9 protein-coding genes are annotated in these 7658 nt (G+C 62.4%); 7 read left to right on the top strand and 2 right to left on the bottom strand.

Annotated elements, in window-relative coordinates; genetic code table 11:
* Both EOA86_RS14055 and EOA86_RS14060 read left to right on the top strand, forming a co-directional pair.
* On the top strand, positions 1-1390 hold a 1390-nt coding region (locus EOA86_RS14055; protein WP_164891744.1), incomplete at its 5' end, for an acyl-CoA dehydrogenase.
* A 53-nt stretch (positions 1391-1443) separates the two neighbouring features.
* On the top strand, positions 1444-2193 hold the full coding sequence (locus tag EOA86_RS14060; protein WP_128342194.1) for a crotonase/enoyl-CoA hydratase family protein: 750 nt from the start codon (positions 1444-1446) through the stop codon (positions 2191-2193).
* 84 nt (positions 2194-2277) lie between these two features.
* On the opposite strand, the gene pdxH is transcribed toward EOA86_RS14060, so the two are convergent.
* Positions 2278-2895 (bottom strand): pyridoxamine 5'-phosphate oxidase, encoded by a 618-nt coding sequence (gene pdxH, locus EOA86_RS14065; protein WP_128342196.1) that lies wholly within the window; start codon positions 2893-2895, stop codon positions 2278-2280.
* A 40-nt stretch (positions 2896-2935) separates the two neighbouring features.
* On the opposite strand from pdxH, the gene EOA86_RS14070 reads away from it, so the two are divergent.
* The 4 genes from EOA86_RS14070 to EOA86_RS14085 all read left to right on the top strand — a co-directional run bounded on the left by EOA86_RS14070 (position 2936) and on the right by EOA86_RS14085 (position 6080).
* On the top strand, positions 2936-3409 hold the full coding sequence (locus EOA86_RS14070) for an RT0821/Lpp0805 family surface protein (RefSeq protein ID WP_095518283.1): 474 nt from the start codon (positions 2936-2938) through the stop codon (positions 3407-3409).
* A 99-nt stretch (positions 3410-3508) separates the two neighbouring features.
* A complete protein-coding gene (locus EOA86_RS14075; protein ID WP_127211367.1) occupies positions 3509-4429 on the top strand; it encodes a DnaJ C-terminal domain-containing protein in 921 nt (306 codons plus the stop codon).
* A 187-nt stretch (positions 4430-4616) separates the two neighbouring features.
* Positions 4617-5435 carry an enoyl-ACP reductase FabI gene (fabI, locus tag EOA86_RS14080; RefSeq protein ID WP_065006207.1) on the top strand — a complete coding sequence of 273 codons (819 nt, stop codon included), beginning with the start codon at positions 4617-4619 and terminating at the stop codon, positions 5433-5435.
* A 57-nt stretch (positions 5436-5492) separates the two neighbouring features.
* Complete coding sequence (locus EOA86_RS14085) at positions 5493-6080, top strand: histidine phosphatase family protein (protein WP_127211369.1); 588 nt, start codon at positions 5493-5495, stop codon at positions 6078-6080.
* 420 nt (positions 6081-6500) lie between these two features.
* Here the strand turns inward: EOA86_RS14085 and EOA86_RS14090 are convergent, their stop codons facing one another.
* Positions 6501-6758: a DUF1344 domain-containing protein gene (locus EOA86_RS14090; RefSeq protein ID WP_029355578.1), complete on the bottom strand. Its 258-nt coding sequence runs from the start codon at positions 6756-6758 to the stop codon at positions 6501-6503.
* Between the two features lie 278 nt (positions 6759-7036).
* On the opposite strand from EOA86_RS14090, the gene EOA86_RS14095 reads away from it, so the two are divergent.
* Positions 7037-7658, top strand: a 622-nt coding sequence (locus EOA86_RS14095) for a chorismate synthase (protein ID WP_164891745.1), incomplete at its 3' end; no start/stop codon positions are given.

Here is a 7658-nt window from a genome sequence, read left to right on the forward strand (position 1 = left end):
GACCATGGGCGCGGTCGAAGCGCTCGACAAGCACGCCTCACCGGCGCTGAAGGCCAAATACTTGAAAAAGCTCGTCTCCGGCCAATGGATGGGCACGATGAACCTGACCGAGCCGCAGGCGGGCTCGGACCTGAATGCGTTGCGCGCCCGCGCCGAGCCGGCCGGCGACGGCACCTACCGCATCTTCGGGCAAAAAATCTTCATCACCTATGGCGAGCACGATTTCACCGACAACATCGTCCACCTGGTGCTGGCGCGGCTGCCGGATGCGCCGGCCGGCACACGTGGCCTTTCGTTGTTCCTGGTGCCGAAATTCCTTGTCGGCGAGGATGGCGCGCTGGGCGCACGCAACGATGTCTTCTGCTCCGGGCTGGAGCACAAATTGGGCATCCACGCCTCGCCGACCTGCACCATGATCTATGGCGACGGTTTCGAAGGGATGGCGCCTGGTGCGATCGGCTGGCTGATCGGCGAGGAAAACAAGGGCCTCACCTGCATGTTCACCATGATGAACAATGCGCGGCTCGCTGTCGGCATGCAGGGCGTGGCGGTCGCCGAAACGGCCACGCAGAAGGCGCTCGCCTATGCCAATGACCGCCGGCAAGGTAAGGCCGCGAGCTATGATGGCAATGGCATGGCGCCGATCGTCCATCACCCGGACGTGCAGCGCAACCTCCTGACCATGAAGGCGCTGACCCAGATTGCACGCGCCATCAGTTATTCCTGCGCGCATGCCATTGACTACGCGCGCGTATCCGTCGGCGATGAAGCCATCCATTGGCAGGAACGTGCCAATCTGTTGACGCCATTGGCCAAGGCCTTTTCCACCGATGTCGGCGTCGAGGTCGCCTCGCTCGGGCTGCAGGTTCATGGCGGCATGGGATACATCGAGGAGACGGGTGCGGCAGCACTTTATCGCGACGCGCGCATCGCGCCGATCTACGAAGGCACCAACGGCATCCAGGCGATCGACCTAGTGGCGCGTAAGCTGCCGTTTGGCGGTGGCGATCATGTGCATGGTTACATCGCCGAACTAAAAGCGGTCGCCGATGAAGTGCGGACCTTAAATCCCAGGGGTTTTGGCCGCACCGCCGATGCTCTCGACCGGGCGCTCGACGACCTCGGCCAGGCGACGCGTTTCCTGCAAGGGCTGCTTGCCGACGGGCGCTCGGACGAGGCGCTGGCCGGTGCTACGTCGTATCTGCGGCTGATCTCGCTTGCGGCGGGCGGCGCCTATCTGGCACGCGGCGCGCTTGCCGACCAAAGCCGCGTCGCCCTTTGCCGTTTCTTCGCCGAAAACCTGCTTGGCGAGGCGGGCGCGCTGAAGGAGCGCGTCATCGGCGGCGCCGAAAGCCTTGCCGCTGCGGGCAAGACACTGATTTCTGCCTGACATCCACAAGGTTGCCGTTTCACGAAAAGGCTGACGTTCACAAAGGATCACCCGTGACAGACCATATCCTCGTCGAGCGCCAGGGCGCCATCCAGATCATCCGCATGAACCGTCCGGACAAGAAGAACGCGCTGACGCGCGCCATGTATGCGAAAATGTCGGCGGCGCTTGCCGAGGGCGACGCCGATCCGGCGATCCGCGTCCATGTCTTCTTCGGTGTTTCAGGCGCCTTCTCGTCCGGCAACGACCTTGCCGATTTTATGGTCGTCGCCACCGGCGGCGAGGGCGGCACCGAGGTCTGGGATTTCCTGATGGCACTGGCCAGGACGGAAAAGCCCATGGTTTCCGGCGTCGATGGCATCGCGGTCGGCATCGGCACCACGCTCAACCTGCATTGCGACCTGACCTTCGCCACGCCGCGCACACTATTCCGCACGCCCTTCGTCGATCTCGGCTTGGTCCCCGAGGCGGGGTCGAGCCTGCTTGCGCCGCAGATTCTCGGCCGGCAAGGCGCCTTCGCGCTGCTTGGCCTCGGTGAAGGTTTTTCTGCCGAGCGGGCGAAAGCTGCCGGACTGATCTACGCGGTGGTCGAGGATAACGAGCTCGAAGCCTCCGTCCTGGCAGCGGCCAGTCAAATCGCGGCCAAGCCGCCGCGAGCGCTGAAGATCGCGCGTGACCTAATGCGCGGCTCGCGTGAAGACCTTGTTGCCCGTATTGGCCAGGAAAGCGAGCATTTCCGCGAGCGGCTCAAGTCCGACGAGGCCCGCGCCGCCTTGATGGCCTTCATGACCAGGAAGAAATAACCTAGCGTTCTGCGATCAAACTCTTCAATCCGATAATGGGCATTTTCATCCCGATCGTTTCCCGAAGAAGTTGATGGCTAAATGTTAGGGATAAAGCCTCGTCTTGTCCCAGCCGCCCTCCGCGTTGCGGGAAAAGACGAGGCGGTCGTGCAGCCGGAAAGGCCGATCGTGCCAGAACTCGATCGTCTGCGGCACGATGCGGAAGCCCGACCAGTGTTTCGGCCGTGGGATCTCGCCGATCGCATGGCGCGCCGTGTATTCGGCAACGGCTTTTTCCAGTGCGAAGCGGCTCTCCAGCGGCCGCGATTGTTTCGAGGCCCAAGCGCCGATGCGGCTGCCACGCGGACGCGTCGCGTAATAGGCGTCCGCTTCCGCCTCGGTAACGATCTCCACCGGCCCGCGTGCGCGCACCTGCCGCCGCAGCGATTTCCAGTGAAAGCACATCGCCGCCTTCATGCTGCCAAGAATCTCGCGGCCTTTGGCGCTCTGGAAATTCGTATAGAAGACAAATCCGCTTTCATCGAACCCCTTGAGCAGCACCATCCGCACATTTGGCATGCCCTCGGCATCGACGGTCGCCAGCGCCACGCCGTTGGGATCGTTGATCTCACTTTTCGTCGCGTCGTCGAGCCATGCGGCAAACAGGCGGAATGGCTCGGCAGCCTCGGTAAAGTCACCGCTTGTTAACTCAGTTTCGCTCATAGTTTTTCCAAATTCTATTGCCGGCCGGGGAGATTGCCGATTGTCGCGCATCGCGCAACCTTTTGACAGCAGGCAATGGAGCCTTATTGCTTCGGCCAGCGCCCAGGCTGCGGTCAAAGTCGCGATCGTGCTGGTCGCCTTGCCGCTTGCGGCCTGCGGTGCCGGCGGCTTCAGTTTGGAGCAGGCGGAGGTCGACCGTACGATCCTGACCAGCAGCACGCCTGCTGCTGCCTCGCCGATCGATCAGGATCGCGCCTCGGACCAGGCGACGATCCGCAACGCGGTGTCTTCCGCTGATATCCAGGAACTTGGCGGGCAGGCTGTTCCCTGGGCGAATTCCGATACCGGTTCGCGCGGCTCGATCACCGAACTGGCGGAGTCCAGAGACAACGGCCAGCTTTGCCGCCGCTTCACCGCGTCGCGCGAAAGCTTCGACGGCGTAGCCCTGTTCAAGGGCGAGGTGTGCCTGGCCGGCGCCGGCGCCTGGCGGATGCAGGACTTCAAAGCGCTCTGATTTTCCACCATCATGTGACCGCGCGCCACTGGAATTTCTTCCTATGCGAGCGCATATAGATGGCAATCGTGGACTCACTCCTTCTCCAGGGCAGGAAGCATGCGCGACCCCTATGAGGTGCTGGGCGTTGCCAAGAACGCATCGGCCAAGGACATAAAATCGGCATACCGCAAACTCGCCAAGGAGTATCATCCGGACCAGAATCCGGATCCCAAGGCGAAGGAGCGGTTTGCCGCAGCCAATCAGGCTTACGAAATCGTCGGCGACGAGAAGAACCGTGCGGCTTTCGATCGCGGCGAGATTGACGCCGAGGGCAAGCCGCGCTTTCAAGGTTTCGAGGGTGCCGCCGGCGGCGCCGATCCGTTCGCCGGTTTTCGCCGGCAGCAAGGGCCGGGCGGCTCACGTTTCGAGTTTCGCTCAAGCCGTCCGGGCGGCGATCCGTTCGACGGCAACAGCGACATCTTCAGCCAGATATTCGGCGAGACCTTCTCTCGCGGTGGGGGCACGGGCGCCGGCCGGCAGGCGCCGTCCGGCGCCGACCTGAACGTGACGCTCGACATCACCATCGAGGAAGCGGCGACTGCGGAGAAGGTAACGGCGATGTTCCCCGACGGACGCAAGGTCGCCGTCAAGCTGCCAGCCTATGTCGAGGACGGCCAGACCATCCGGCTGAAAGGCCAGGGCGAGCAAGGGCCGGGGCAGCCGGGCGACGCGCTGGTCAAGATCCGCTTCCGGCGGCACCCGCGCTATCGTGTCGAAGGCCGCGACCTCCACGCCGACCTGCCGGTTGCACTGGCGGATGCCGTGCTGGGAGCCAAGGTGGCGGTCGAAACGCCGACCGGCAAGGTTGCGGTCAATGTCCCCGCCTGGTCGAGCTCGGACAAGGTCCTGCGGCTGAAGGGCAGGGGCTTGCCGGAAAAAGTTGGCGGACACGGTGATCTCTACGCGCATGTGCGGCTGATGCTTCCCGAAGGGGGCGACAGCGATCTCGAAGCGCTGATGCGCAACCGGAAACGCTAGCGCATGACCGCCTAAAATCGATGCGCAAGGTTAGGTGCTACAGCGTCCTTTGTGCGTCCAAAGGGACGCGCGGCGCTGTGGGGCGATGCTTTTGTCCCCTGAACTGTCCGTTTTGAACGCTTGAAGGGGCTCTGTGCCTGTGCGATAGCCACTCCACAAAGCAGAAGATATTGCGGAGAGCGCTCACATGGCGGGTGGACAAGGCATTATGGCCGGCAAGCGCGGGCTTGTCCTTGGCGTCGCGAACAATCGGTCGATCGCCTATGGCATAGCCAAGGCTTGCGTCGACCACGGCGCCGAGATTGCGCTGACCTATCAGGGTGAGGCGTTCAAGAAGCGCGTCGAGCCGCTGGCGGCGGAACTCAACGCCCATGTCGCCGGCCATTGCGATGTGACCGATCCGGCAACGCTGGATGCGGTGTTCGACGACATCGCCAAGCATTGGGGCAAGCTCGATTTCCTCGTCCACGCCATCGCCTTTTCCGACAAGGACGAACTGACAGGCCGCTATGTCGAGACGACGCGCGACAATTTCCTGCGCACCATGGACATTTCGGTGTATTCCTTCACCACCATCGCCAAGCGCGCCGAGGCGCTGATGAGCGAGGGCGGCTCGCTGCTGACGCTGACCTATTATGGCGCGGAAAAGGTGATGCCGCACTACAACGTAATGGGCGTCGCCAAGGCGGCGCTCGAAGCCAGCGTGCGCTATCTGGCCGTCGACCTTGGCGCCAGGAAGATCCGCGTCAACGCCATCTCGGCCGGGCCGATCAAGACGCTTGCGGCCTCCGGCATCGGCGATTTCCGCTACATCCTGAAGTGGAACGAATACAATTCGCCGCTGAAGCAGACGGTCACTCAGGAGGAAGTCGGCGATTCAGCCGTCTATTTCCTGTCCAACCTTTCACGCGGCGTCACCGGCGAGATCCACCATGTCGATTCCGGTTACCATGTCGTAGGCATGAAGGCCGTCGACGCACCCGACATTTCGACCGTCAAGGACTAGTTCCTTCCGCGAACACCGATCCTGCCTGTCTGCTCCCGATCTCTTCCGGAAGACCTGATGTATCCGCTCGTCTACATCGCACGCCACGGCCAGACGAAGTGGAACGCCGAGTCGCGGTTGCAGGGGCAGGCCGACACCGATCTCAATGCGCTCGGCCGCGAGCAGGCTAGTCGCAACGGGCGCCGGCTGGCCGAATTTGTCCATAACCCCCAGGATTTCGACTTTGTCGCCAGCCCGATGCGGCGAACGCGTGAGACCATGGAACGCATTCGCATGGCGATGGGGCTCGATCCCCAAGCTTACCGCACGGATCCGCGCCTTGTCGAAATGAGTTTCGGCGACTGGCAGGGTTTCACCTTTCCCGAACTCGAGGCCCGGCATTTGGGCTCAGCCAGGGAGAGGCGCTTCGATAAATGGAATTTCCTGCCGCCCGGCGAGGGCGCCGAAAGCTATCAAATGCTGCTCGAACGGATAAAGCCGTGGTTCGACGCGCTGGACCGCCAGACGGTCTGCGTGACCCATGGCGGCGTCGTGCGCGCCCTGTTCCGCATGGTGCTGGGAATGCCCGAGAAAGAAGCCGCAACCCTGAATGTGCCGCAGGATCGCTTGCTCAGACTAGAGGGACGACGTCTGGAGTGGCTCTAAGGGTCGAAACCCACTCACTCTGAACGACCGTGTTGCGCCCCTCTCGCCGTCGCTTCACACCGGCCGGCAAAGCCGTCCGACATGCTAACATTGAGGACACCTGCCGATCTTGAGGCCGTGGTGACGATCATCGCGGCCCCCGATCCGGTCGAGGGCTGCGAACAAGTTCTGGCTCGATGGAGCTCCGGCATGAGTCAGGCCGAGATCTAGCCGGAACTCTTCACCGGCCATTTCGACGATGGAGCCGCCATTGCCGAGCAGGCGTGGTACGCTGCCCGACAGAGTGTGTCGTGAACGAAGGCCCTGAAGTCGGCTGAATGAGTTTTGACCAAGACCGTGATCCCGAACCGAGGGTTCGGACAAGATGGTAGGTCACACGACCTTCATCCCGGCTTTCGGGACAGGTCAGCCTGAAAGACGCTATTCGGTTGAATCCGGCAATTGCATGTCGGTGATGACGTTCTCGCCGTTTGTCTCGTCGTAGGCGATCACGATATCCATGCCGGGTTTCAGCGCTTCGAGATCGGTTTCGGCGTTCAGCTTGTAGGATTTGCCGTCGTCGAGTGTCAGCGTCAACGTGTCCTTATCGATCTCTTTGATCAGGCCTTCGGTTTGGCCGGCGAAGGCGGCGGTGGAAATCAGCAACATGGCGGCAACGGCGCCGAGTAGGATACGCATCATCGTCCTCTTATCATTGCGCCGGCACGGTGGCGGCGGGTGTTCAACAGACGGATCGAAGGAAGCAGAAACCAACCGAATGTGTCAAAACTAAATCCGCCAGATCACAGTTTGACCGCTGCCGAAAACGCCAATAGAACGCAGGCTACAGCGCCGCGCGTCCCGTTGGACGCGCGCAGGACGCTGTAGCACTTTGATTTTGCGCATGACCGCGAAAATCGCTCCGATTTTCGCGGTCATGCGCTAAGCCGGCTCCGATGCCGGCAGGGCTGGTTTTCATGTCTCACAATACGTTTGGCCACCTTTTCCGCGTCACCACCTGGGGCGAAAGCCATGGCGCAGCGCTCGGCTGCGTGGTCGACGGCTGTCCGCCCGGCATCCGCTTCACGCGCGCGGCGGTCCAGGCCGACCTCGACAAGCGCCGTCCGGGTCAATCGCGTTTTGTGACGCAGCGTCGCGAACCCGACGAGGTCAAGATCCTGTCCGGCTTCATCCTGGATGAGGACGGTGAGACCATGATCACCACCGGCACGCCGGTGTCGATGCTGATCGAGAATGTCGACCAGCGCTCCAAGGACTATGGCGAGATCGCCCGCCAGTACCGGCCTGGTCATGCCGATTACACCTACGATGCCAAATACGGCCTGCGAGATCATCGCGGTGGCGGCCGGTCTTCGGCCCGTGAGACGGCGGCGCGAGTGGCGGCCGGAGCCTTGGCCCGCAAGGTCGTGCCCGGTATGGTCGTGCGCGGTGCGCTGGTCTCGATGGGAGAGAAATCGATCGACCGCGCCAACTGGAACTGGAATTTCGTTGGCGACGCCGAAAATCCGTTCTTCACGCCCGACCCGGCCTCGGTCGCCACCTTCACCGCGTATCTTGACGGCATCCGCAAGGCGGGTT

It is taken from the genome of Mesorhizobium sp. M5C.F.Ca.IN.020.32.2.1, from assembly GCF_004023105.1.
Classification (GTDB): Bacteria; Pseudomonadota; Alphaproteobacteria; order Rhizobiales; family Rhizobiaceae; genus Mesorhizobium; species Mesorhizobium wenxiniae.

Coding starts and splice junctions, on each gene's coding strand:
- pdxH (WP_128342196.1), bottom strand. CDS start 2,895: ATGAGCGAAACTGAGTTAACAAGCGGTGACTTTACCGAGGCTGCCGAG.
- EOA86_RS14075 (WP_127211367.1), top strand. CDS start 3,509: ATGCGCGACCCCTATGAGGTGCTGGGCGTTGCCAAGAACGCATCGGCC.
- fabI (WP_065006207.1), top strand. CDS start 4,617: ATGGCGGGTGGACAAGGCATTATGGCCGGCAAGCGCGGGCTTGTCCTT.
- EOA86_RS14085 (WP_127211369.1), top strand. CDS start 5,493: ATGTATCCGCTCGTCTACATCGCACGCCACGGCCAGACGAAGTGGAAC.
- EOA86_RS14090 (WP_029355578.1), bottom strand. CDS start 6,758: ATGCGTATCCTACTCGGCGCCGTTGCCGCCATGTTGCTGATTTCCACC.